Annotated in this window: 17 protein-coding genes and 2 pseudogenes; 14 read left to right on the forward strand and 5 right to left on the reverse strand. The window is 31.0% G+C overall.

Annotation, left to right across the window (positions count from 1 at the left end; translation table 11 throughout):
* Positions 1-18: 18 nt before the first annotated feature.
* The 3 genes and pseudogenes from GM3709_RS10345 to GM3709_RS10355 all read left to right on the forward strand — a co-directional run.
* Positions 19-1,614, forward strand: coding sequence for a glucose-6-phosphate isomerase (locus GM3709_RS10345; RefSeq protein WP_066121870.1), 1,596 nt, complete (start codon positions 19-21; stop codon positions 1,612-1,614).
* Positions 1,615-1,673: 59 nt separating this feature from the next.
* On the forward strand, positions 1,674-1,991 hold the full coding sequence (locus GM3709_RS10350; protein ID WP_066118933.1) for a lipopolysaccharide assembly protein LapA domain-containing protein: 318 nt from the start codon (positions 1,674-1,676) through the stop codon (positions 1,989-1,991).
* A gap of 313 nt (positions 1,992-2,304) precedes the next feature.
* Positions 2,305-2,994: pseudogene (locus GM3709_RS10355) on the forward strand (IS982 family transposase); the annotation flags it as partial.
* Between the two features lie 22 nt (positions 2,995-3,016).
* Here GM3709_RS10355 and GM3709_RS21660 read toward each other — a convergent pair.
* The 4 genes from GM3709_RS21660 to GM3709_RS10370 all read right to left on the reverse strand — a co-directional run bounded on the left by GM3709_RS21660 (position 3,017) and on the right by GM3709_RS10370 (position 6,588).
* Complete coding sequence (locus GM3709_RS21660; protein WP_255359654.1) at positions 3,017-3,142, reverse strand: hypothetical protein; 126 nt, start codon at positions 3,140-3,142, stop codon at positions 3,017-3,019.
* A 19-nt stretch (positions 3,143-3,161) separates the two neighbouring features.
* Entirely contained in the window at positions 3,162-3,893 is a 732-nt protein-coding gene (gene hetL / locus GM3709_RS10360) for a heterocyst differentiation pentapeptide repeat protein HetL (RefSeq protein ID WP_066118935.1), read from the reverse strand.
* 86 nt (positions 3,894-3,979) lie between these two features.
* Complete coding sequence (gene rsmD / locus GM3709_RS10365) at positions 3,980-4,531, reverse strand: 16S rRNA (guanine(966)-N(2))-methyltransferase RsmD (RefSeq protein ID WP_255359695.1); 552 nt, start codon at positions 4,529-4,531, stop codon at positions 3,980-3,982.
* A 77-nt stretch (positions 4,532-4,608) separates the two neighbouring features.
* Positions 4,609-6,588, reverse strand: a complete 1,980-nt coding sequence (locus GM3709_RS10370; protein WP_066118937.1) for an NAD(P)/FAD-dependent oxidoreductase — start codon at positions 6,586-6,588, stop codon at positions 4,609-4,611.
* A 365-nt stretch (positions 6,589-6,953) separates the two neighbouring features.
* Between GM3709_RS10370 and GM3709_RS10375 the strand changes: the two genes are divergently transcribed.
* From GM3709_RS10375 to GM3709_RS20155, 9 genes and pseudogenes are all read left to right on the forward strand, one after another.
* The gene (locus GM3709_RS10375) at positions 6,954-8,279 is read left to right on the forward strand and encodes an ABC transporter substrate-binding protein (protein ID WP_066118939.1); all 1,326 of its coding nucleotides are present in this window, start codon (positions 6,954-6,956) and stop codon (positions 8,277-8,279) included.
* A gap of 192 nt (positions 8,280-8,471) precedes the next feature.
* Positions 8,472-10,367, forward strand: coding sequence for a molecular chaperone DnaK (dnaK, locus tag GM3709_RS10380; protein ID WP_066118941.1), 1,896 nt, complete (start codon positions 8,472-8,474; stop codon positions 10,365-10,367).
* 265 nt (positions 10,368-10,632) lie between these two features.
* Positions 10,633-11,625 (forward strand): glycerate kinase, encoded by a 993-nt coding sequence (locus GM3709_RS10385; RefSeq protein ID WP_066118943.1) that lies wholly within the window; start codon positions 10,633-10,635, stop codon positions 11,623-11,625.
* A 585-nt stretch (positions 11,626-12,210) separates the two neighbouring features.
* Positions 12,211-12,810, forward strand: a complete 600-nt coding sequence (locus tag GM3709_RS10390) for an ion channel (protein ID WP_158506715.1) — start codon at positions 12,211-12,213, stop codon at positions 12,808-12,810.
* A gap of 106 nt (positions 12,811-12,916) precedes the next feature.
* Positions 12,917-13,813 carry a bestrophin family protein gene (locus tag GM3709_RS10395; RefSeq protein ID WP_066118949.1) on the forward strand — a complete coding sequence of 299 codons (897 nt, stop codon included), beginning with the start codon at positions 12,917-12,919 and terminating at the stop codon, positions 13,811-13,813.
* A gap of 387 nt (positions 13,814-14,200) precedes the next feature.
* Positions 14,201-15,991, forward strand: a complete 1,791-nt coding sequence (sppA, locus tag GM3709_RS10400; RefSeq protein ID WP_066118951.1) for a signal peptide peptidase SppA — start codon at positions 14,201-14,203, stop codon at positions 15,989-15,991.
* Positions 15,992-16,491: 500 nt separating this feature from the next.
* Positions 16,492-16,593 (forward strand): prepilin-type N-terminal cleavage/methylation domain-containing protein, encoded by a 102-nt coding sequence (locus GM3709_RS21820; RefSeq protein ID WP_315863036.1) that lies wholly within the window; start codon positions 16,492-16,494, stop codon positions 16,591-16,593.
* 210 nt (positions 16,594-16,803) lie between these two features.
* Positions 16,804-18,069 carry an IS701 family transposase gene (locus GM3709_RS10405; RefSeq protein WP_066115324.1) on the forward strand — a complete coding sequence of 422 codons (1,266 nt, stop codon included), beginning with the start codon at positions 16,804-16,806 and terminating at the stop codon, positions 18,067-18,069.
* A 17-nt stretch (positions 18,070-18,086) separates the two neighbouring features.
* Positions 18,087-18,383 (forward strand): annotated as a pseudogene (locus GM3709_RS20155) (IS701 family transposase); the annotation flags it as partial.
* On the opposite strand, the gene GM3709_RS10410 reads toward GM3709_RS20155, so the two are convergent.
* The gene (locus GM3709_RS10410) at positions 18,314-18,772 is read right to left on the reverse strand and encodes a helix-turn-helix domain-containing protein (RefSeq protein ID WP_071828035.1); all 459 of its coding nucleotides are present in this window, start codon (positions 18,770-18,772) and stop codon (positions 18,314-18,316) included. The pseudogene GM3709_RS20155 and the gene GM3709_RS10410 overlap by 70 nt on opposite strands.
* Positions 18,773-19,299: 527 nt before the next feature.
* Here GM3709_RS10410 and GM3709_RS10415 point away from each other — a divergent pair.
* Positions 19,300-21,006: an ABC transporter ATP-binding protein/permease gene (locus tag GM3709_RS10415; protein WP_066118953.1), complete on the forward strand. Its 1,707-nt coding sequence runs from the start codon at positions 19,300-19,302 to the stop codon at positions 21,004-21,006.
* A gap of 1,060 nt (positions 21,007-22,066) precedes the next feature.
* Positions 22,067-23,842, forward strand: a complete 1,776-nt coding sequence (locus GM3709_RS10420) for a protein kinase domain-containing protein (protein ID WP_066118955.1) — start codon at positions 22,067-22,069, stop codon at positions 23,840-23,842.
* Positions 23,843-23,856: the final 14 nt, after the last annotated feature.

Here is a 23,856-nt window from a genome sequence, read left to right on the forward strand (position 1 = left end):
ATCATGACTGTTAATTTTATGGATAATTTACAACTTTGGCAACGTTATCAAGATTGGCTTTACTATCATCAAGGCTTAGATATTTATGTCGATGTAAGTCGCATGGGTTTTAACGATGATTTTTATACTACTATGCAACCAAAATTCGCCTTTGCCTTTGATTCTGTAGCTAAGTTGGAACAAGGTGACATTGCAAATCCCGATGAAAACCGTATGGTAGGGCATTATTGGTTAAGAAATCCTGACATCGCACCCACCCAAGAAATTAAGGAAGAAATCAATAACAGTTTATTAGAAATCAAAGAATTTGCTCAAAAAATCCATTCAGGCACGATAACAACTCCTCAAGGAGAAAAATTCACCGATTTACTCTCTGTAGGTATCGGAGGTTCAGCTTTAGGCCCTCAATTCGTTTCTCAGGCTTTAGCACCTATTAACCCTAATTTAACTATACACTTTATTGACAACACCGATCCTACGGGAATCGATCGAACTCTAACCAAATTGGGAAATAAATTAAAAACCACCCTTGTGTTAGTAATTAGTAAATCTGGCGGCACACCAGAAACCCGTAATGGTATGTTAGAGGTAAAAAATGCATATCAACAACAAGGATTAGATTTTTCTCGCTATGCCGCCGCTATCACCATGATGGATGACAGTAGCAAACTTTATCACGTTGTCAAAGAAGAAAACTGGTTAGCTTGTTTTCCGATGTTTGATTGGGTAGGGGGGCGCACTTCTGAATTATCTGCCGTTGGTTTATTACCTGCTTTGTTAGAAGGCATCAATATTGATGAGATGTTAGAAGGTGCCAAAGAAATGGATATAGTAACGAGAGAAAGGAATGTGAAAAAAAATCCTTCAGCTTTACTCGCCTTGTCTTGGTATTATGCTGGAAAAGGGAAGGGTGAAAAAGACATGGTAGTTTTGCCTTATAAAGACAGTCTCCTCCTGTTTAGTCGTTATTTACAACAGTTGGTAATGGAATCTTTAGGCAAGGAAAAAGACTTAGACGGCAAGACAGTTTATCAGGGTATTGCGGTTTATGGTAACAAAGGATCTACAGATCAACACGCTTATGTGCAACAATTACGAGAAGGGATAGCAAACTTTTTTGTTACTTTTATTGAAGTATTAAAGGATAGAGAGGGAAAATCTCTCGAATTGGAAATGGATATTACTAGCGGTGACTATCTTTCTGGTTTATTACAAGGCACTCGTAAAGCATTATATGATAACGGCCGAGATTCTATTACCGTAACTGTTTCTGAAGTGACTCCTCGTATTGTTGGTGCTTTAATTGCCCTTTATGAACGAGCAGTAAGTATTTATGCTTATCTTGTTAATATTAATGCTTATCATCAACCGGGTGTAGAAGCAGGAAAAAAAGCTGCCGCTTCAATTTTAAGTTTACAAACAGAAGTATTAAATTTACTCAAAAATACTGATAAATCATTATCTATTGCAGAAATTGCTACAAATACTGGGAAATCTGAAGATATAGAATCCATTTATAAGATTTTACGTCATTTGGAAGCTAACGATCGAGGTGTGGTACTAACAGGCGATCGAAAATTACCAAATACTTTAAAAGTGACATATTCTAAATAATTAATAATTGAAAGTAAAAAATTTCCTCCTTATTAAGGGGGATTAAAACAGATCAGAAAATGGATAGAACAAAACAAATTATAATTAGTTTGATAGTCGGATTTTGGCTTATTTTAATAGCTGTATTTTCTATTCAAAATATAGAGTTAATTAGTTTAAAATTTTTCTTTTTTGAATCAATTAAAATCTCGATCGGTGTATTATTAACCTTTGCATTAGCAGGAGGATTTTTTTTAGGTTCAATAATTCCCATTTTATTTAATAATAATAATTCCTATCCTAGAAATAAAATTCAAAGTAAAGTAAAAAAAAGTAAAAAAAATGAGTTTAAAAGAGATTGGGAAGAAGAAAAAGATCCTCTTTTTGATTGGGATTAATTTTCAGGACAAAATAAAGTTAATGCCAAAATTTAAACCTAAAAACCTTAGTGGTGCAGAAAAAAAAATAGAACATAATTACTGAAATACGATAATTTTTAAAATTCAATTCGATAACGAAGAAACTCAGCTTTTTTCTTTGATGCACAAGCGGGAGGAGGATTTATTGGAGGTAAAGATTAAAAATATAAACATTTATTTCTCTCATAAAACATACTTTGTATTTTTCGTAATCCTAACTGTAACCTCAGTTTTGGATAAGAAAACAGGCAAATAGTAAGCTGAATATAGCAAAATATCAAACTAACTACATTGGCATTGTGCTTTTCCAACCCTTCCTAGCTATTCGAGATTTATTCAGTGGGTTTCGTCAACCATAATTCCTTTATGTGTTTACCTCAAACACTGTTTTGGTGATTGCACTGGCATTAGTTTTATCGATTCTACGAAGATTCAAGTGTGTCATAATCGACGTATTTCACGACATAAGGTATTTCAGGATTTAGCGGCTAGAGAAAAAACCTCTGTGGATTGGTTTTTTGGTTTTAAACTTCATCTAATTGTCAATGAACTGGGAGAAATTCTCAATATGAGTCTCACTGGGGGAAATGTTGATGACCGAAAACCAGTAATTGATCTTCTCCAAAAACTTTGGGGTAAAGTGTTTGCTGATCGAGGTTATGTATCTCAAAAATTAGCGACCAAACTGTTGAAAAATTAAGGAATCGAGTTTTTTGGCAAAGGGAAACGTAACATGAAAAACAAACTAATGAAACTCCACGACAAATTATTATCTCGCAAACCCTCGATTGTAGAAACAATTAATGGTCAGCGAAGCTGCGCCTTCGGCGACCAATTAAAGAATATCTCACAAATAGAACATTCACGTCATCGTTCACCAATAAATTTTTGTGTCAACTTATTATGTGGATTAATCGCATATTGTCACCAAGCAAAAAAGCCGAGTCTCCATTTAGAATGGCTTTTACCTCAATCTGCTTAACCAAAACTCAGGTTAAAAAAAATTAATTTAACCCCAATAACCACTGAATGACGATCGATTTGTTAGGATTTGATCGATCGAATAAATCAGCATAGAAATATTTTTGTAATCTACGGAATTTTGTCTTAAAGTGGGTGATTGTCCTCATGATGAAGTGAATAACTTAATTACGACTTGGATACTCGATCGTCCATAATTGTACCATCAGGCATAATAGCACCTCGCAAATCTACATCTTTTAAAATCGTACCTGTTAAATCTGCTCCCTGTAAATCAGCTTTAAATAATATTGCACCAGTTAAATCGGCATAACTTAAATCCGCGCCTCTTAAGTTAGCTTGTGTTAAATCAGTGGCAAGGTTATCATATCTGTTTGTAGTGTTCAAATGAGATCGACATAACTTTGCTTCTTCTAAATTAGCTTGATATAGTAGTGCTTGAGAAAGATTAGCATAACTTAAATTGGCGTTATTTAAAACAGCATGAGAAAGATTTGTTCGATGATCTGAATTGGGGCGAAAATCAGCGTCTATAATAATGGCGTCAGATAATTGAGCATGGGTTAAGTTTGCACCACATAAAATAGCTTTAATTAAATTTGCTTTTTGCAGATTTGCTGAAATTAATTTTGCACTACTCAAATCAGCATCTCTTAACAAAACGTTAGATAAATTAGCAAAACTTAAATCTGTTCCCCAAAGTATTGTCTCACTCAAGTCTGTTTCCATAAAATTACAATTCGTAAAATTGCTAAGTCCCAATCTTGATTGACGTAAATCTCCTCCAGAAAAATCAGCATTAGATAAATTTTGTTTGATAATTTCTGATTCAACTAATTTAATTTGACTAAAGTTTCTTTTTCCTTCGGTATATGCTTTTAATATCTGTTCTAATTCCATTTTTTTACTGATTTTATCGATAATTTTTTTTGTAATCGTATTATTTTATTATAAATAAAAGTTGTTATTTGAAAGATTTTTAATACTCAATTTTGATAAAAATTAATTGCAATATTACCGTAAAATTTTGTTTGAATTAATTGTAATTTTTGTTGATCCTTAATTTTTGATTTTCTAGGATCATATTCAACGGCTATTTGTCCTTGTAAAAGTTGATAATCAGTAATAATATCTAAGACTCGATCATAAAAGTCACAATGGTAAGGAGGATCAAAATAAATGAGATCAAATTTCTCTCCTTTTAAACTTTTTAATCTCTCTAAAATATCCCCTCTTAATACTTTAAATTTTTGGTCTTTTGTTGCTACTTTTTGCCAATTTTCCCTGATAATTTGACAAGCTATGGAGGATTTTTCGATCGCAACAGCCTCTAATACACCTCGACAAAGAGCTTCAGCCCCCATCGTACCATTTCCTGCACATAAATCTAACCAAGAAGCAGACTCTATTTCGTCTCTCCAGATATTAAATAAAGCCTCTCTTACTTTCGATGTTGTTGGGCGAGTATCTTTTCCTGATAAAGTTTTGATTTCTCTGTTGCCATAAATACGCATGGAAATTAATAGTTGAAAATTAATAATTTTTATCGCTATAAATAATTGATTGGGTGCATTAAGATTTACTAACACACCTTAAATTGACTTTTGAAATAAGCCTATTTTTTATGTAAATTTGAGTTAAAAACTAACAGTTTAAACCATAATTTGGGATTAGATTTAGATAACCATGAATTTTGTTTTTCTAACCAATTATTAAACCATTTACTAAATAATAAATTTGTCAAAGCATCAAAGGTAAAAGCATTATATGCCCCTAACCATCGTAATATATCTTGAGTACCTGCCATTTGCCAAATCCAGAGTAAAAGAGGTGGATTTTTTCGTGCGGCTTTCAAGGCTAAACGGTTAAAAGTAAGCCAGTCTGTGCGATCTTTAATAAAAGTATCTGCTGTTTTAGGTTCATCCGCAAGTAAACCAAAAAAAGTATTGAGCATGGAGTTAATTCTTTGAGGTGGTAAAGTCTTATGAGTCGGCACCATCATTCCTTTAGAAAATAGCCATGTTACTGCAATGTTGCTTTGATAGGCTTGAATTTGATTAAGAGATTCTCCATCTAGTAGATTATACTTTAAAGCAGAGTCTAATAAACTGGTTAATTTACCCAAATTTCGCACTAATGAACCAAATCCAGTAAATATCAAGGGTGATTGTAAGGAAGCGGCATCTCCAATAGCTAATACTCTATCTGTTGCTATTTTTCGATCGCCTTTTGTGATGGTAAACTTACCGGGTATATAACCAAAAGTCGGTTTTTTCCATACCAATTTATCCATATCACAACGGCGATATTCTGGTAGAATACTAAAAAAGTCTTCATACATCTCTAATAAAGATCCGGGATTGTCTGCATGAACTTGATGATAGTGAAATAGATAAATAGTAACGTCATCACCCTCTGCGGGAAATAATTCCCAAATCAACTGCCTTCCTCTGGATATATCCCCGTGAGAAAATAATACATCTCCATAACGCATATCCCATACTTCCGGTTTCAAACCTTCTACCACCGCACCAACAGTAGGGCAAACACTATCAAAGGCTTGATTTCCTGATAATTGCCAAGCGATAGGGGAAGCTGTGCCCATGGCATCAATTAACAGTCTAGCAGTGATTTCTTTATTTTCTCCTGTGATTAAATGGGTGGTATTAATCGTTACTAAATCTTTGCCGATAGTTGCTCGATTAAATTCTGTTTCTTCCCAAATTTCTGCACCATATTTTCTTAATTTTTCACCGCATAAAGTTAATAATTTGCTAGTATCGATCGCAATATTTAAAACATTTGGAGTATGTAAAACTTCTGCTTTTAAATGTGAGGGATTATTAGCATCAAAAAACTTACTAAAACCATCTTGATATTCTGCGGAAATAATCGATTCAAATTCTTTTTTAGTAAATAATTCTAAATCAATTAAAACTTGAAATTCTTGACGAGAAATATTCCATTCACGGTTCATTCTTCCGAATTTTAGTCGTTCAACTAATAAAACACTATAACCTAATTTTGCCATTAAAGCCGCATGAATTGCACCTAAAGCACCACCAATATAAACTAAATCATAATCAGCTTTTCCTTTCGTTTCATCATGGAATAAAACTTGTTTAGGATTATTGCTTTTGACTTTATTTTTAACACTTTCTCTCCAGGTTTTTTCCCACCAATAAACTCTAGTTAAATCATATTCTCCTTGAGGCATTTTTTGGAAAAATTTAACTGTATTAGGATAATAAGATTCTAAAGCAGAAAAAATTGATCGATTATTCAAATCTATGATGGGTAAAGCAGGATAATGAGGAGGAAATTTTTGTTTAATAGCCGTTTCTAATTCTTGTTTTATTTTATTTTCTGCAATGACTTGTTTTTCTCCCCAACGAAACATTTTTAAATAAGTGGTACGTTGCAATGTCCATGTAAAAATTGATAACTCATGATTGTCTGCCAATTCTAAACGAATGCCGTCAGGGGTATTAATTTTTTTTCCTTGAGATGGTTGCCAAATATTTTGTAACCAATCACAAATTATTTGCGGATTGGGGTTAGAGATTTCTAAATATAAAACTTCTGCTAATTTCATTATATAAGTAGTCTATTAAAATATTTTTTTAACTACTATTCATTATCTAATAAATAAGACCATAATTTAGAATTGAACCTCAGTGAAGTCTAAAATTATCGATAAAGAGAGGGAATAGGGAAAAGTGACAAGAATTGATTTTTCCTGTTTTGTTTTGTTGGTATTATTGTACTGATATGAGATCTGAGTCTTAGAGATTTATATAGAAAGAATTGGATTAAGTGTGATATTTTCTTATGAGAAATCATCTTGGTACTCAACCATAAGTGTGAGATCAAAAGTATAATTATTGTTTAGTAATTTTTTCGATCGAAAACCTTATAGCACTTGGTTAATTAGTTCACTATTATTTGGGGTAATGATAAATGTTTTTTTGGTCATGGAATAAACGGAAATACAACTTATTAACTTATATCAGTTGGTTTATTTCTGGTTTGTTAATAACTTTTTTGGTTAGCTGTACTTCTGCCCAAAACAGTGGAAAAGGAGAAATCGAGTTTTGGACAATGCAGCTACAACCACAATTTACCCCTTATTTTACTGAATTAAATCAAAAGTTTGAAACAGATAATTCTGAGAGTAAAGTGCTTTGGGTGGATGTACCTTGGAATGCGATGGAAAGTAAAATTTTAACGGCAGTGTCAGCTCAAAATGCTCCCGATGTAGTTAATCTTAACCCCGATTTTGCCTCTCAATTAGCTAGTCGCAACGCATGGTTAAATTTAGATGAAAAAATCTCTCCGGAAGTCAAAAGTCAATATCTGTCAAAAATTTGGGATGCGAATAAAATTGAACTTTGTGAAGGTGAAAATCAGTGTAATACGACAACTTTTGGCATTCCTTGGTATTTAACAACCACAGTTACTGTTTATAACAAAGAATTATTTAACAAAGCTGGAATTAGCGAAACTCCTACTACTTATGAAGATTTAGCCATCGCCGCAGAGAAAATAAAAAACGCCACAGGGAAATATGCTTTTTTTGTACCATTAGTAACCAATGATTCTAATGAGATATTGCAATCTTTTGTTAAAATGGGTGCAAATTTATTAGATGAGCAAGGTAAAGCCGCTTTTAATACTCCTGAAGGCATTGCAGTTTTTCAGTATTGGACAGATTTATACCAAAAAGGATTATTACCACCAGAAATTATGACTCAAGGTCATCGTCATGCGATCGAATTATATCAGGCTGGGGAACTAGCTTTAATAGGTACAGGAGCAGAATTTCTGAAAACTATTGCCAATAACGCACCCAGTATTTACGAGAAATCGGGTGTCGCACCTCAAATTACGGGAGAGACGAAAAAGAAAAATGTTTCGGTAATGAATTTAGTTATCCCTAAAGATACCCAAAAATTAGACGAAGCAGTTAACTATGCTTTGTTTGTTACTAATGGTGATAATCAGTTGAAATTTGCTCAAGAAGCCAATGTTTTACCCTCTCATAATGATGCGATCGAGCAGTATATTAGTAACTTAGAGAAAGATGCCAACCAAGATATTGTCACAGAAGCCAGAAGAATTAGTGCGGTACAATTAGAAGATGCAGAAGTATTAATTCCTCCTGTCAAAAATATTAATGAATTGAAAAAAATTATTCATGAAAATATCCAAAGTGCTATGGTGAAAGAGAAAACCGTTGAACAAGCCGTTACGGATGCTACAAATGAATGGAATAATATTCAATAATTAACTGACGTTATGCAGAATAAAAGGTACGGAAAACTACACTACCAGAAACCCATCACTTTCCCTCAATATAGAGATAGAAAATTAATATTTGATAATTGATAGTTTATGTACTCTAAATTATTCATTATCAATCTCGATCGTGTGATTTATATAAAAGTACATATAGTAAATAAAAGGAAGTAATTATATATGGGAAAAGTTGTAGGTATAGATTTAGGAACTACAAACTCTTGTGTAGCAGTAATGGAAGGCGGTAAACCCGTTGTTATTGCTAATGCTGAGGGTTTTAGAACAACACCTTCTGTCGTAGCGTATGCCAAAAATGGCGATCGCCTTGTGGGACAAATTGCCAAACGTCAAGGGGTAATGAATCCTGAAAACACCTTCTATTCCGTTAAACGTTTTATTGGTAGAAAACATGAAGAAGTTACCAACGAAACGACGGAAGTATCTTATAAAGTCTTAAATGTTGGTGGAAACGTGAAGTTGGATTGTCCCTCGCAAGGTAAACAATTCTCTCCAGAAGAAATTTCTGCCCAAGTTTTACGAAAATTAGTGGAAGATGCTAGTAAATATTTAGGGGAAACCGTTACTGAAGCTGTAATTACCGTACCTGCTTATTTTAACGATTCTCAACGTCAAGCCACTAAAGACGCTGGAAAAATTGCAGGTATTGAAGTAAAACGTATTATTAACGAACCTACTGCCGCATCTTTAGCCTATGGCTTAGATAGAAAAAGTAACGAAACAATCTTAGTATTCGACTTAGGTGGTGGTACTTTTGACGTATCTGTTTTAGAAGTAGGAGACGGTGTATTTGAAGTTCTCGCTACCTCTGGAGATACTCATTTAGGTGGTGATGATTTCGATAAAAAAATTGTTGACTTTTTAGCGGAAGACTTTAAAGGTAAAGAAGGTATTGATTTACGCAAAGATAAACAGGCTTTACAACGTCTGACAGAGGCTGCCGAAAAAGCTAAAATTGAACTTTCTAGCGTGTCTCAAGCAGAAATTAATTTACCTTTTATCACTGCTACTCAAGAAGGGCCTAAACATTTAGAATTAACTTTAACTAGAGCTAAATTTGAGTCTTTATGCTCGGATTTGATTGATCGTTGTGCTATTCCTGTACAAAATGCACTCAAAGATTCTAAACTCAGTGCCAGTGATATTGATGAAGTTGTATTAGTTGGTGGTTCAACTCGGATTCCAGCCGTTAAAGAAGTCGTTAAAAAAGTTCTCGGAAAAGAGCCTAATCAAACTGTTAACCCTGATGAAGTTGTAGCTGTGGGAGCTGCTATTCAAGGTGGTGTTTTAGCAGGAGAAGTCAAAGATATTCTCTTATTGGATGTAACTCCTCTATCTTTAGGTGTGGAAACTCTCGGCGGTGTAATGACTAAAATTATCCCCAGAAACACAACTATTCCCACCAAAAAATCCGAAACCTTCTCTACTGCTGTTGATGGACAAAGCAACGTAGAAATTCATGTTTTACAGGGTGAAAGAGAGTTTTCTAAAGATAATAAGAGTTTAGGAACTTTTCGTTTAGATGGTATTCCTCCTGCACAACGGGGCGTACCTCAAATTGAAGTCATTTTTGATATTGACGCTAACGGTATCTTAAATGTAACCGCTAAGGACAAAGGTACTGGTAAAGAACAATCTATCAGTATTACTGGAGCTTCCACATTACCGACAGATGAAGTCGATCGTATGGTAAAAGAAGCAGAAGTGAATGCGGCTGCCGATAAAGAAAGACGTGATCAAGTGGAGCGTAAAAATCAAGCGGATTCTTTAGTTAATCAGGCAGAAAAACAACTGGCTGAGTTGGGTGATAAAGTTTCTGGAGATGACAAAGCCAAAGCAGAAGGATTAATTAAAGATCTTAAAGATGCTGTAGCTCAAGATGATGATGAGAAAATTAAAACTCTCATGCCTGAATTACAACAGACTTTATACACGATCGGTAGTAATATTTATCAACAGTCTGGCGGTGCTACTCCGGGTGCTGATACAACTGGGGCAACTCCTCCCAATAGTGGCAACACTGGAGATGATGTGATAGACGCTGAATTTTCGGAATAAATCACATTAAATCTATCTCTCTTATAGATAGATCAAGATAAGTGAATACAAAACACAATTTTTCTTCCTATCCTTATAATCTTGTAAGGGTAGGTTTTTAGTATTTAGATGAGTTTAACAATGGACAATGGACAATGGACAATTGACAGTCACCTATCCCTAAAAGGAAGGGGGATTAAATTAGAATAGGTCAACTTTTCCCTTTTTTTTCCGATAGATAATTTTATAGTTTACTGAGGTTAGGAAAGGGTTTATTTTTGAATATATGAAAAATAATCAATTATTACAACTATTAATAGATGATGAATTGAATAATCAATCACTTTTTTGTTATAAGCTAAGTTCTGAATTATTATCACAAAAAATCAGTCTGTTTACCGTGGTTTTTGAAAGGATTAAATTATTATTAGAAGATTTAGAAATTAAGAATATAAATACTTATGTCAAAACTTTTTGGTATTTTTGGTTTCCTTTGGCTTTAGATTTGGCACAAAAAAAAGAGGCTAAATCTAATTCTTTAATAGTTGGTATATTAGGAGGACAAGGCACAGGAAAAACAACTTTAACAAAAATTTTAGCTCATATTTGGCAATGTCTGGGATTAAATTCCATCGAGCTTTCTTTAGATGATTTATATAAGACTTATCAGGAAAGACAAGATTTATTAAAAGTTGATTCTCGTTTAATTTGGCGTGGGCCTCCGGGTACTCATGATGTATCATTGGGGTTAGATATTCTCGATCGATTTCAAAAACAAACATATCCTATTTTAATTCCCCGTTTTGATAAGTCTCTTTACAATGGCATGGGCGATCGAGTCGCATTTGAAAAAGTCGGTCAAGGAGATATAATTATCTTGGAAGGTTGGTTTGTGGGAATGCAACCCGTTTCAGAAACTGCTTTTATTAATCCCCCTTATCCGATTATCTCGGAAGAAGACAAACAATTTGCTTTTGATAATAATAAGAGATTGAAGAAATATCTATCTTTGTGGGAAAAGTTAGACTACTTTATGATACTCAAACCTAAAGATTACCGATATAGTCTTAAATGGCGCAAAGAAGCTGAACATAAAATGATAAAACAAGGTAAAACGGGGATGAGTGACATGGAAATTGAACAGTTTGTTCATTATTTTTGGAAGGCTTTACATCCCGAAATATATCTTCCTCCTTTGTTAAATAATTCTCAATATACTGATTTAATTATTAATATTAATACCCATCACTCGATCGAATCCGTTAAGCATTTTCATTAAAAAATTAGGAATGTTAGATACTTTTAATTAAAGGGATTAGCGGGACTTAAACTAAAAATATTAAACTATGAGTCTCAAATCGTTATAAATCAAAGATTTTACATAGATCGATAACTTTTCCTTTTATACCAAGAGTTTCAGCCGTTTTTATGACGTTTACCTAAATCTCTTACTCTGACTGTATTTGAAGCTATTTTTGCACCAAAATTTTTCAAAGTACCGTTAGTTTTTAGCTGTTAGCCTTTTTTCCATTAAAGAATAAATAATCAATTACTAATGTTGGCCAGAAATTTAACTTCACAATAGCTGATAACTAATCCCTAATTGCTAATTGCTGACTGTTAATTAAATATATAGCAATTTCCACCCTTATGAATTATGCTCAAATCTTTTAATCAGCGAAACTTTAATTTTATTTTTGTATCTCGTAACCATGAAAAAACTATAATTATTTCTCACAAATTATACAAGATTGATATATTATAAAAAAGAAACTTTAAAAAAATAGAATACCTTTTAATATTAAAAAATCTATAAAAATTAATGAAAACTTATAAAAATAAATATACATATTTGTTATTATATTTGATAACTTTTTTTATATTAGTCCCTTTATCCCAACATAATATATATATTCAAATTCTAGTTCCTTTTGGATTTTTCTTCGTTATTATTTCTGCTATTAATACTTTAAATTTTTCTAAAAAAGTCATCAAATTTTTTTTCATTTTAGCTGGATTATCTCTTTTTACAAATTTAATTAATATTTATGATGAGACTTATTTGTCAGAATTATTAGCTGTAATAACTAACATTTTTGATTGTATATTTTTAATTCTTTCTATTATTGCTATTTATCAAAAAGTTCATTTAGAGACAAATGTTAATAATGATGTAATTAGAGGAGGTATATGTATTTATATTATGCTCGGTATTCTTTGGTATTTATTTTATAAAATGATATTTTTTTTTGATATTAATGCTTTTCATTTTCCTGAATTTAGAAAGACATCAGAAAGCATAAACTTGTTGTATTTTAGTTTTGTGACTTTAACAACCGTTGGTTATGGTGATATAACTCCTGTTAATAATTTTGCGATGATATTAAGTAATTTAGAAGGATTATGCGGACAACTTTTCCCTGCTATTTCTATTGCTACCTTAGTTAGTTTATATAAAAAATAGATAACTTTATCTTAGTAATCTGATTTGATTAGGTCGAATTTAAAAGTATAATTGAAAGGTGAAAAATTATGGAAAATAATTAATGGTCAATTTCGATCGATCTATAATGAAATTTAATAATTTTCGTATTAAGAGAAAATCTTGGTTTCGTGCATTATTTAATCTCAATAGTTCAATACTTCCAGTAGTGTGGGAAAAAGCGGTTTTTTTTGGGGTACTCTCTTTCTTCGTGTGTTTTGCAAACCATTTTGGATATTCCATTGCAAAACCAGCTTTAACAGGTTTAATTCCTACTATTGTTTTAAGTTTACTCCTCGCTTTTCGCACTAATTCTGCAAACGATCGTTTTTGGGAAGGTCGCAAATTATGGGGTATGATAGTTAATACTTTAAGGAATTTAGCATGGCAAATTTGGGTAAATGTTCGAGAAATTACCCCAGATGATAAACAGCGAAAAATTCAAAACCTTAAATTATTAACAGTATTTGCTATCACCACTAAAAATCATTTACGAGGAAAAATTGGAGAGGAAGAAATAAAACCTTTTCTATCAGACTATCATTATCACCACTTAAAAACCAGTCAACATTTACCCTTACAGGTAGCCGCTTACTTAGGAGAATATTTATATAAAGAATCTCAACAAAAAAATCTCAATCAATATCAATTAAGCAGTATGCAAGAATTAATTAACATTTTAATAGATATGGTGGGAGGATGCGAACGAATTTTAAAAACACCAATTCCCTATTCCTACAGCATTCATTTACGGCAATTACTGTTCCTCTATTGTGTTTTATTACCTTTCCAGTGTGTTGACCAATTAAAATGGGGTACAATTCCTTTTGTCATAATACTAGCTTATGTATTATATGGTATAGAAGCGATCGCTCTTGAAATAGAAAATCCTTTCGGTACAGATAAAAATGATTTACCTTTAGATCAGATTTGTCAAACCGTTAACCAAAATATTCAAGATTTTATTATGAATCAAAATCGGTAAAAAATTTCTTTGACACACAGAAGACTAGAGTCAGAATGTAGCAAAAAGTGTTAGGTTTTAAAAAGATTTCAACTTTTTTCTAACAATTTATCAACATAAATGATTTAGGATTACTATCTAAACTAACCTGAGTTCGATGTTAGAAACCTTTTTATTAATAAGGGTTTAAGAGTGGTAGGTAAGCACATTTTTCCTTAACAAAAAAATTAAATAACCGTAAATAATTATCTAAAATCAATTTGACTAAATGTAATCGATTCTTACTACTATCTTCTGTCTTCTATTTCCTACCTTCATCGAAAATTTTATGTCGAACTGAGGTTAAACTATCAATTATTATTGAAATTTACTACTCGTTATTTTCTATTTACTTAAAATTTGTATATTATGAAAAAATTTTTACAACAAATTCTTGCTAGTTTTATCGGTAATTTAGCAGGATTATTTTTCTTTTTTGCCTTAAGTGGAGCTGGATTATTAATTTTTTTCTTTGCTTTATTACTATCAGGTAATACACCAAAAATTGAAAATCAATCTGCTTTAGTTTTCAATCTTAATACTCAAATTAGTGATTCTCAGTCCGAGAGTAATTTATCATCTTTAATTAGTAGTAATAATACCCAAACTTTAACCCTAAGAGAGATTACTTTAGCTATTAATACCGCCGCAAAAGATAATCGAATTACTACCTTATTTTTAGATGGTAGTCAGGGAAATATTACCACTGGATATGCTAGTTTAACAGAGATTAGAACAGCATTAGAAAATTTTAAAGCTAGTGGAAAAAAAATTATTGCTTATAATGTTTCTACAGGGGAAACAGATTACTTTTTAACCTCTATTGCTGACGAAATTAATCTTAATCCTATAGGCGGAATGGAGATGAATGGTTTTGCTAGTTCGCAATTATTTTTTGCTTCTGGTTTAGAAAAATATGGAATCGGTTCACAAATAATTAGGGTTGGTAAATATAAGTCAGCAGTTGAACCTTTTACTCGTAATGATTTTAGTCCAGAAAGTGAAATTCAAACCTCAGAATTATTAGATGATTTATGGGATTCTTACTTGGAAGTTATAACTAAAAATCGTCCTCTCAAAACAGGAGAAATTAATAATATTGCTGATAATAAAGGTATTTTACAACCTGAAGAAGCTAAAGATTTAAAATTAGTTGATCAATTGATTTATGAAGATCAAATTATCGATCGACTCAAAACTATTACTAATAGTAAAGATGAAGATACTTTTCATCAAGTCACCATCCGAGATTATTTAACTGCCAATACATCTTCTGATACTCCTCAAAATAACAAAATTGCTATTCTATATGTGGAAGGTTCGATCGTTGATGGAGAAGGTAGAATTAGAGAAGTTGGTAGTAATCGTTTTGTCAATGAAATTAGAAAAATACGTCAAGATAAAAATATCAAAGGAGTTGTTGTTAGAATCAATAGCCCCGGAGGAAGCGCCGTTGCTTCAGAGTTAATTTTACGAGAATTACAATTAACTGCATCCGAAAAACCTTTAGTCATATCTATGGGAGATGTTGCGGCTTCTGGAGGTTATTGGATAGCTACGGCAGGGGAAAGAATTTTTGCTAGTAATAATACTATTACAGGCTCGATCGGGGTTTTTGGATTATTATTTAATATAGAAAATATTGCTAATCAAAATGGTATTAGTAATGATGTAATAAAAACTAATCAATTTGCTGATTTAGGCAACACATTTAAACCAAAAACTGAACCAGAATTAGCGATTTTTCAACAAGGAGTAGAAAAAATTTATGAATTGTTTTTAGAACGAGTTTCTCTCTCCAGAAACTTACCTGTTTCAAAAGTAGTGGATATTGCACAAGGTCGAGTTTGGTCTGGAAAATCTGCCCAAAAAATAGGCTTAGTTGATGAAATTGGAGGATTAGATGCGTCTATTCAATATCTAAATGAAAAACTCCAATTAAATGATAATTATGACATCGTATCTTATCCTGAAAGTAGAACTTGGGAAATAGAATTAATTAACCGATTAAATAATACTAAATTAGCAAATAATTTAACAGATAAAGAAATTTTAACTAAAATTATATGGGAATTAAATACAGAATTAAATCTTAAAGATATTTTACAAAATCCCCATCAAGTTTATAGTATTTTGCCTTATAAATTAAATATAAAATAATTAGTATATTTTACTTTAGTAAGTACTTATAAATAATTACTGGGGATTCAAACTTATTTTCTAAATGTTTCCTGTCTCAAACCATTAAAAATTTGAGAAAGCATGATGAAAAATAATTTTAAGTTAATTTTATGATCGAGAGATTTAAAAAATATAGCAAACCTCAAACTAATGAGATACATTTCTAGCCTCCTAAATCCCTAGAATTGGAGGACTTAAATTTTAAATTTGTACCTTGTAATTATGAGAAATGCTATATATTTTTAAAGTGGTAATTAATCATAAATGTTTAATAAATATTTATAAATAAAAGTTATCCTATTACTTCCTTTTTTTATTTATGTAAGTTGTGAACAATATTTCATAAATTGAGACATAAAGAGTTAATTTTGTGAGCAAATTGTTTATCACTAAAATCTCAACGGAAAAGATAGAGTTAAACAAGAATTGGGTAGAATAAAACTAGAAAAAGTTTACGAAGTAAATAGGTTATATACCCTATGCTGAAAAAACTACATCGGCTTCGTTTATGGTTACTCACAAAGACTTCCTCTGACGGTTTTACCCTAATAGAATTACTGATTGTCGTCATGATCTTTTAGGTATTTTATCGGCGATCGCAGTTCCCAATCTATTAGCTCAAATCGGAAAAGCAAGAGAAACAGAAGCACGTATTCTTTTGTCAACGATGAACCGCACTCAACAGGCTTATTTTATGGAAAAGGGTACATTCGCCAGTAATAGCGGTACTTAGACAAAACAATAACAACAATTAAGCTATAATTTTTACATCATATTGCTTTTAGGTCAAAATGAAAGAAATTACTTCTTCATCAATGCCCCCATGTTTCAATCGCTGGTGTGAAAAAATAGACCCAGTCTTAAAAACAAAGGCACAAAAACGAGAGTTTAGAAATTATTTGGGCGGTTTATTAGGAGATTCTCAAAGAAAAAATATAACTCAAATTGCCCATAATAATCTTGATATTACTTATCATAAATTACACCATTTCTTAACAGAGTCCACTTGGAATTATGATGAGGTAAATGATAAAAGATTAGAAATTATTGCATCCTGTCGTCAAACAAAAATTAGTCGATGTTTCTCCTTAATTATAGACGATTCAGGTCATCGTAAAAGTGGAAACTTTACTGACTGTGTGGGAAGACAATATATTGGTGAAATTGGCAAAACTGATAATGGTAATGTTATAGTCACTACTCACATTTATGATGGTGTGAGAAGTTTTCCTTTAGACGTTGAATTATATGAAAAAGCCGAAAATTTCCCTGAAGGAAAAGACGCTCCACAATTTCAGAAAAAACCAGACATTGCCTTTAATTTAATTGAAAAATGTTTAAATCGAAATTATTGTCCCCAAATAATTTTAATGGATGGTGGTTATGGAAACAATACTAATTTATTAGGCAAACTAGAAAAAAAGAATTTAAAATATATAGGAATTATTGCTAAAAATAGATTAGTAAAATTGGTAAAACAAGATTTTATCGAGTCTGAAAAAACCATAGCTGAAATAGCAAAATCATTACCCCAAGATAGTTTTGAAAAAATAAGAATAGGAAAAAATCGAGAAAAAACTCTTTGGGTAGCAACGATAAATATTGAATTATCAGCTTTGTCGGGAATAAAAACTGTAGCTATCGTCATGAATGCAGATACTTTTGAAAATTCCACAGATATTGATTATTTAATGACTAATGAAATAGGAGAAAAAGTGTGTGGAAATTGGATAGTAGAAACTTATACACAAAGAAATTGGATAGAAGTATTTTACCGTGAAATCAAGGGATGGTTAGGGTTATCACAATACCAAGTGAGAAATAAAAGAAGTTTAATGAGACATTTTATCTTGGTATTTTGTGCCTACACTTTTATTCAATGGCATCGTTTGACAGGAGGTTTAAGAAGACAATGGGGGAATAAACCGTTAAATACTTTTGCTGAGGCATTGGAAGCGTTTCGTAATGCTGTGTCTTTTCGCTTTTTTCAATGGTTAAAAGACAATGTGGAAGTATTTAGTTTATATAAAGCTAGTTTAGGGTTTATTTGGGCATAATTTTTGTCTAAGTACCGATAGAAGTATTTTACCGTGAAATCAAGGGATGGCTAGGTTTATCACAATACCAAGTGAGAAATAAAAGAAGTTTAATGAGACATTTTATATTGGTATTTTGTGCCTATACTTTTATTCAATGGCATCGTTTGACAGGGGGATTGAGAAGGCAGTGGGGAAATAAACCGTTAAATACTTTTGCAGAGGCATTGGAAGCGTTTCGTACAGCAGTGTCTTTTCGCTTTTTTCAATGGTTGAAGGATAATGTGGAAGTATTTAGCTTATATAAAGCCAGTTTAGGGTTTATTTGGGCATAATTTTTGTCTAAGTACCGTATGTTTTTCTGTGGCATACAGTGTTTTTTTTTGACAGTATAGTCAAATTTACGACTGATTCTGTCAATAGTCGATGTACTGAGTTTAAGTCCAGTTTTTTTCTCAAATAACTCGGCTAATTCCCAGAGAGTAGCATCATTATTTTCGTTGATAATTTCTAACAGGACAACCGTTTGTTCAGGATTTATTTTGGGGGGTCTTCCCCCTGAATGACGAGGTTTGAGATCCCCAGTTTCTTGATACTGCTTGATTATCTTTTGTACAAAACTTTTTGCCACACCAAAATTCTTAGCTAATTGACGAATGGAGCATTGTTGCTTTTCACGAGCATGAATAATCTTTTGTCTTAAATCCAAAGAGTAGGGACGCATTAGATTAATGTTAATATCGTCTAAATTTTTTCATCTCAAAATTGTACCTCATCATTGTAAGAAACGCTATAAAATGACTAGGACTTACGCTTCAGTTTCCTTGTTCAACCATAAATACCTGAGTTCGACATAAAGTTATTGATGAAGATAAGTAATAAGTACAAGAATTGAGGTTAAACTTATTAAAATTGATTTTCAACAATTATTTATCAAATTTAATTCTTTTCGGTTCATAAAATTTGGTATGTCATCAGTCTTAAACCCTTATTTTTCAAGATTTTTTTACAAACTGAGGTATAAATGGGTGTAATAATAAAATAACTTCCCCATACTTGGGGTTTAGAGGATGAAAAAACTATTTTTGCGAAAGTCCTTATGAGTATGTTTAAACTTCATCCTATCAATAATTCTAATTCAAATAATATAGCTTTTTCTATGGGAATAACGTTACAATCATAATCTTCTGTTATGCGATGCTCTCATGAATCATAATAATTAGTTTCTTATCCCGAATTCAGGTTAATTTTATGACAAGTTTTAATTTCAGTGTTTTTTCTAAATTTTGGTCGATCGCAAAGTTATATTGGTTAGGAAAAGAAAAAAAACGTGCCTTAATTTTATTAGCAGTTTTAGGACTTTTATTAGTTGGTTATACTCAATTAAGTGTTTTATTAAATGAGACACAAGGAGGATTAATTTCAACCTTAGCGGCAAAAGATGAAACCAAATTTTGGAAGACTGTTTTTAACTTTTTATTAGTTTTAGTATTATATGTACCTTTATTTGCAGGATTTTCTTTTACCCAAGGAAAACTAGGTTTATATTGGCGAAAATGGTTAACTGAACATTTTTTAACTAACTATTTTAATAATCGTTCTTTTTATCAATTAGCGGTAAAAAATATTGAAATTGATAATCCAGATCAACGAATTTCTGAAGATATTAGAAGTTTTACTCAAGACTCTTTACTTTTTTTCTTAGTAATTATTCAATCGGTTTTACAAGTCATTGCTTTTAGTGTAGTTTTGTGGTCAATTTCTCAAAAATTAGTCATTTTTTTATTAGTATATGCTTTAGCCGGAACGCTAATTACGACTGGAGTTTTTGGTAAAAAATTGGTAAGTTTAAACTTTAATCAATTACAAAAAGAAGCTAATTTTCGTTTTGGTTTAGTAAGGGTTAGAGAAAATTCAGAATCGATCGCATTTTATCAAGGAGAAAATCAAGAAAAAAATAACTTAAATAATTTATTTACTGATGTTTTTAATAACTTTAATTCTTTATTAATTTGGCAAGAATTATACTTAGGTTTATTTATTAATACATTTGAATTTTTACCTTATGTTATTCCAGCGATTGTGGTTGCACCCAGTGTTTTATCCGGAGATTTGGAAGTGGGAAAAGTTAGCGAAGCAACAGGAGCATTTTTAAGAGTATTTTTCTCTTTAAATATTATTGTTAGTCGTTTTCAATCTTTAACAACATTTGCCGCCGGAATCGATCGACTTTCCAGTTTTTATGAATTTTTATCAGGAGAAAAAAATCAAGATTTATTCACTAAAAATAATGGGCAAAATCGTACTATTGATACAGTGGTAAGTGAGCAATTATCTATTGAACATTTAACTCTACAAACTCCTAATTATCAAAATACATTAATAGAGAATGTGAGTGTAAATTTACCTCAAGGAAAAGGCTTATTAATTATGGGTAGTAGTGGTTGTGGTAAGAGTTCACTACTAAGATCTATCGCCGGTTTATGGGATTCAGGTACAGGTGCTATTTTTCGTCCAGAATTAAATAAAATGCTCTTTTTACCTCAACGTCCGTATATGATTATTGGTACTTTAAGAGAACAATTAATTTATCCTAGTGTGAATAAAAATATCTCAGAAGAAGAATTAGAAAAAATATTAAATTTAGTCAATTTGCCCCATTTAGCGGCAAAATTTGGGGGTTTTGAGGTTAATAAAGACTGGGGAGAGGTGTTATCTTTAGGAGAACAACAAAGACTTGTATTTGCTCGTATCTTAATTAATAAACCTGAATACGCTATTCTGGATGAAGCAACCAGTGCTTTAGATATAAATAACGAAACAAATTTATATCAACATTTACTAAAAACAAATACAACTTTTATTAGTGTAGGACATCGAGAAAGTTTAAAAAATTATCACCAATTATTATTAAAAATATCCGAAGATAAATCATGGCAATTATCTTCTATTAATTAGGCTCTCCTACAGTAGTTATGACAAATTAATAGAAAATAATTAATATAAACTTTGATAGCTATAGCTTTGACTCTTTTAAAAATGCAATTATTATAAATTAACAGTTTGAATTTAACCTAATACCTGCTACCTGATACCTGACACCTTTTTTTAGACATAATTTATCATATTCAAAGTAGAAGAGCCATTAATTAAGTTAGTCAGATATTCTTAAATCATCTCAAAAAAATATAGCAAATACCAAAATAATGAGGGACATTTTCAGCCTTCTAAATCCCTAAAATTGAGAAACTTAAATTTTAAATTCATATCTTGTAATTATGATAAATGCTATAATATTTTAAAAATAAACAACCTATTATAATTATCCTAGATAATGACTTTTAAGTACATTCAACAAAAATATTTATCAGAGTTTTTTATAATAATTTAAACTAACAGGATTAATTGATTTTTCATTTAACTCTCTTTCCAAAAATAAGAGAGAAAGTTTCTGATCTTAACAGATGATATGTTATAAATACTTTTTTATATTTTATGTATTAAGTATTTTTACTAATAGTTATTCTGAGAATTTAAACTAATATATATTTCTAAAAATATGTTAATTTCCTTATAATCGAGTCTTAATAATCTTAGTTTGATGATCCGAACTCTAAGATATTGTCTAGTATCTTTAGTTTAATTTAAGAAATGATCTATAATTTGAGGATGAGGATTATTATCCTCCAATTATTTGTTTACAGCAATTATAAATGATTGTAACAAATCAAATATTAATTATAAAATGCTAGAATGCTGATTCTTTAAGATCTAACACTTTTTAATCACTTTTTGATACAATCCCCATAAGACTGGTATCTCAATAAATTCTATAGATTTTTTTTCGTTTATACAACTGATTTGAACTCCCTATGTGTGCGGTGTTTTTATCAAGTAGTTATAATTAATTCAAAGTATAAAAGATTTTGTTATTATGATTAGCAAAAAAATTATTCTACAAAAATAAATTGCTGTAATATATTCAACCTAATCTAAATTTAACTAAAATTTTCAAAAAATGAATAGCCTATTTGAGTATCTGGAAACAAAAGAAATTTCGAGGAATAAATCTGACACAAAAATAACTTGGTATGCTAAATATAAAGATAGTGGAGATGAGTTGGTTATCAAACAAATTATTTGTTCTAAAGAAAATTATGTCTTAAGTGGTGTTGAGGCTTATAAAAAAAAGATTCAATATTTTCAGGCTAAAAATCACCCTTCAATTATTCGTTATTTAGGAGTATTTTCTACTTCAGATAGTTTTTTTATTTTGAGAGATTATAAAAAAGGTGTTATACCATTATCTAAATTAGACAAAATTAGATTAGAAGAAATTAAAAGTATTGCTATTAAAATTTTATCTGTATTAAAAGAGTTTCAGGAATCCAGTCCTCCGATGATTCATCAAAATATTAAACCAGAAAATATATTTATTGACAATAAACTCAATATCTATTTAACGGATTTTGGTTTTTCCGAAGTTAGTACTCAAAGTATGTATGATTTTTCTGTAGATAATATTTTTGAAGGTACTCCCGGATTTATTGCACCAGAACAATTTATTCGTCCGACAAAAGCCTCTGATATGTACGGATTAGGGGCTACATTAATTTGTTTAATTACCAAGACAAAATCTGAAAATTTATCATTATTATTAGATAAAAAAAATAAATATAAAATTAATTTTGAACACTTAACTAAGGGATTACGTCCTGATTTTGTTAGGTGGTTAGAAAAAATGGTGGCAACGGATCAAAGAGAGCGTTTTCGTACTGCTGGTGAAGCATTAGAAGCATTACTTCCTATTTATGTGGTGCGTTATCCTGAAGTAAAATTAAGTGTTAAAAGTTTAGAAATTAAAATCAATCAATTAGGTGAAAAAGAAACTGTAACGATCGAAGTTTCTAATCCGATCGATAATACTTTATTAAGGGGAAAATGGGTGTTAGCTAGAAATATTAATGATGGTTATGACAGAGGACAAATTCACGGTTGGCTTTCTATTTTACCGAATAAATTTGCTAATAATCATGTCTTTTGTACTTTAAAAGTCTCCAGTGAAAAATTAATGGCTGATCAGATTTATGAACGATATTTAGTACTCAAAAATAATAGCCGTTGTGAAAAAATTAAAATACCTTTAAAAATTATTACTCCTCCTCTTTCTTTAAATATTAAAAAACCGCCTTATTTTTATATTGCTTCAATATTTTTATCTTCTGTTATAATTTCAATATTTGGAGGTATCAGTGGTATTCTAGCCGGAAATATCGGGGGATTAGTAGGAAGTCTTGCGGCTTGGTTTTTTGCTGGAATTATAGCTTCTTTTGCTTTAACAAGTACTTATATGAGTAATGATACTTGGTCAAATTCCCGTCTTTCGGGGGGAATTATTGGCAGTTTCTTATTGTGGGGTATGGGATTGACTCTTGTTTTATTAGCTTTAAGAAGATTTGGTTCTCCCGATTTAAGTAAAATTGCGATCGCACAGTTTATTGTATTAATTACAGCAGGTGTTTTAGCTATTTTTAGTCATTTAGTATTAGAAAAATTTAAAGAAATTGGATTTAGTAAATTAATCTCTTTTGCTTGTATTTTATCATCAATAATTAGTGGTATTTTATTAGGAATACAAATTTTATTAGGATTCAAAAATATCTATATTTTTATACCTTTTATGATGAGTAATATTGTATTTTTCAGTGTGTTATTTTATCCTTTGTGGAAAGAATTAAAGTTAATTAATGAATATAAAAAGGCAGCTAAAGAAAATCAATTAATTAAACCTTAATTGAGTAACATTGA

The organism is Geminocystis sp. NIES-3709 (genome assembly GCF_001548115.1).
In the GTDB taxonomy this organism is placed as follows: domain Bacteria; phylum Cyanobacteriota; class Cyanobacteriia; order Cyanobacteriales; family Cyanobacteriaceae; genus Geminocystis.

Excerpts from the sequence above, each read along its gene's own strand:
- GM3709_RS10385 (WP_066118943.1), top strand. The coding sequence starts at position 10,633 with ATGAAAAATAATCAATTATTACAACTATTAATAGATGATGAATTGAAT.
- GM3709_RS10370 (WP_066118937.1), bottom strand. The coding sequence starts at position 6,588 with ATGAAATTAGCAGAAGTTTTATATTTAGAAATCTCTAACCCCAATCCG.
- GM3709_RS10345 (WP_066121870.1), top strand. The coding sequence starts at position 19 with ATGGATAATTTACAACTTTGGCAACGTTATCAAGATTGGCTTTACTAT.
- GM3709_RS10375 (WP_066118939.1), top strand. The coding sequence starts at position 6,954 with ATGTTTTTTTGGTCATGGAATAAACGGAAATACAACTTATTAACTTAT.
- GM3709_RS10405 (WP_066115324.1), top strand. The coding sequence starts at position 16,804 with ATGAAAGAAATTACTTCTTCATCAATGCCCCCATGTTTCAATCGCTGG.
- GM3709_RS10415 (WP_066118953.1), top strand. The coding sequence starts at position 19,300 with ATGACAAGTTTTAATTTCAGTGTTTTTTCTAAATTTTGGTCGATCGCA.
- GM3709_RS21660 (WP_255359654.1), bottom strand. The coding sequence starts at position 3,142 with ATGAGGACAATCACCCACTTTAAGACAAAATTCCGTAGATTACAAAAA.
- GM3709_RS10350 (WP_066118933.1), top strand. The coding sequence starts at position 1,674 with ATGGATAGAACAAAACAAATTATAATTAGTTTGATAGTCGGATTTTGG.
- GM3709_RS10410 (WP_071828035.1), bottom strand. The coding sequence starts at position 18,772 with ATGCGTCCCTACTCTTTGGATTTAAGACAAAAGATTATTCATGCTCGT.
- dnaK (WP_066118941.1), top strand. The coding sequence starts at position 8,472 with ATGGGAAAAGTTGTAGGTATAGATTTAGGAACTACAAACTCTTGTGTA.
- GM3709_RS10420 (WP_066118955.1), top strand. The coding sequence starts at position 22,067 with ATGAATAGCCTATTTGAGTATCTGGAAACAAAAGAAATTTCGAGGAAT.
- hetL (WP_066118935.1), bottom strand. The coding sequence starts at position 3,893 with ATGGAATTAGAACAGATATTAAAAGCATATACCGAAGGAAAAAGAAAC.
- GM3709_RS10395 (WP_066118949.1), top strand. The coding sequence starts at position 12,917 with ATGAAATTTAATAATTTTCGTATTAAGAGAAAATCTTGGTTTCGTGCA.
- sppA (WP_066118951.1), top strand. The coding sequence starts at position 14,201 with ATGAAAAAATTTTTACAACAAATTCTTGCTAGTTTTATCGGTAATTTA.
- GM3709_RS21820 (WP_315863036.1), top strand. The coding sequence starts at position 16,492 with ATGCTGAAAAAACTACATCGGCTTCGTTTATGGTTACTCACAAAGACT.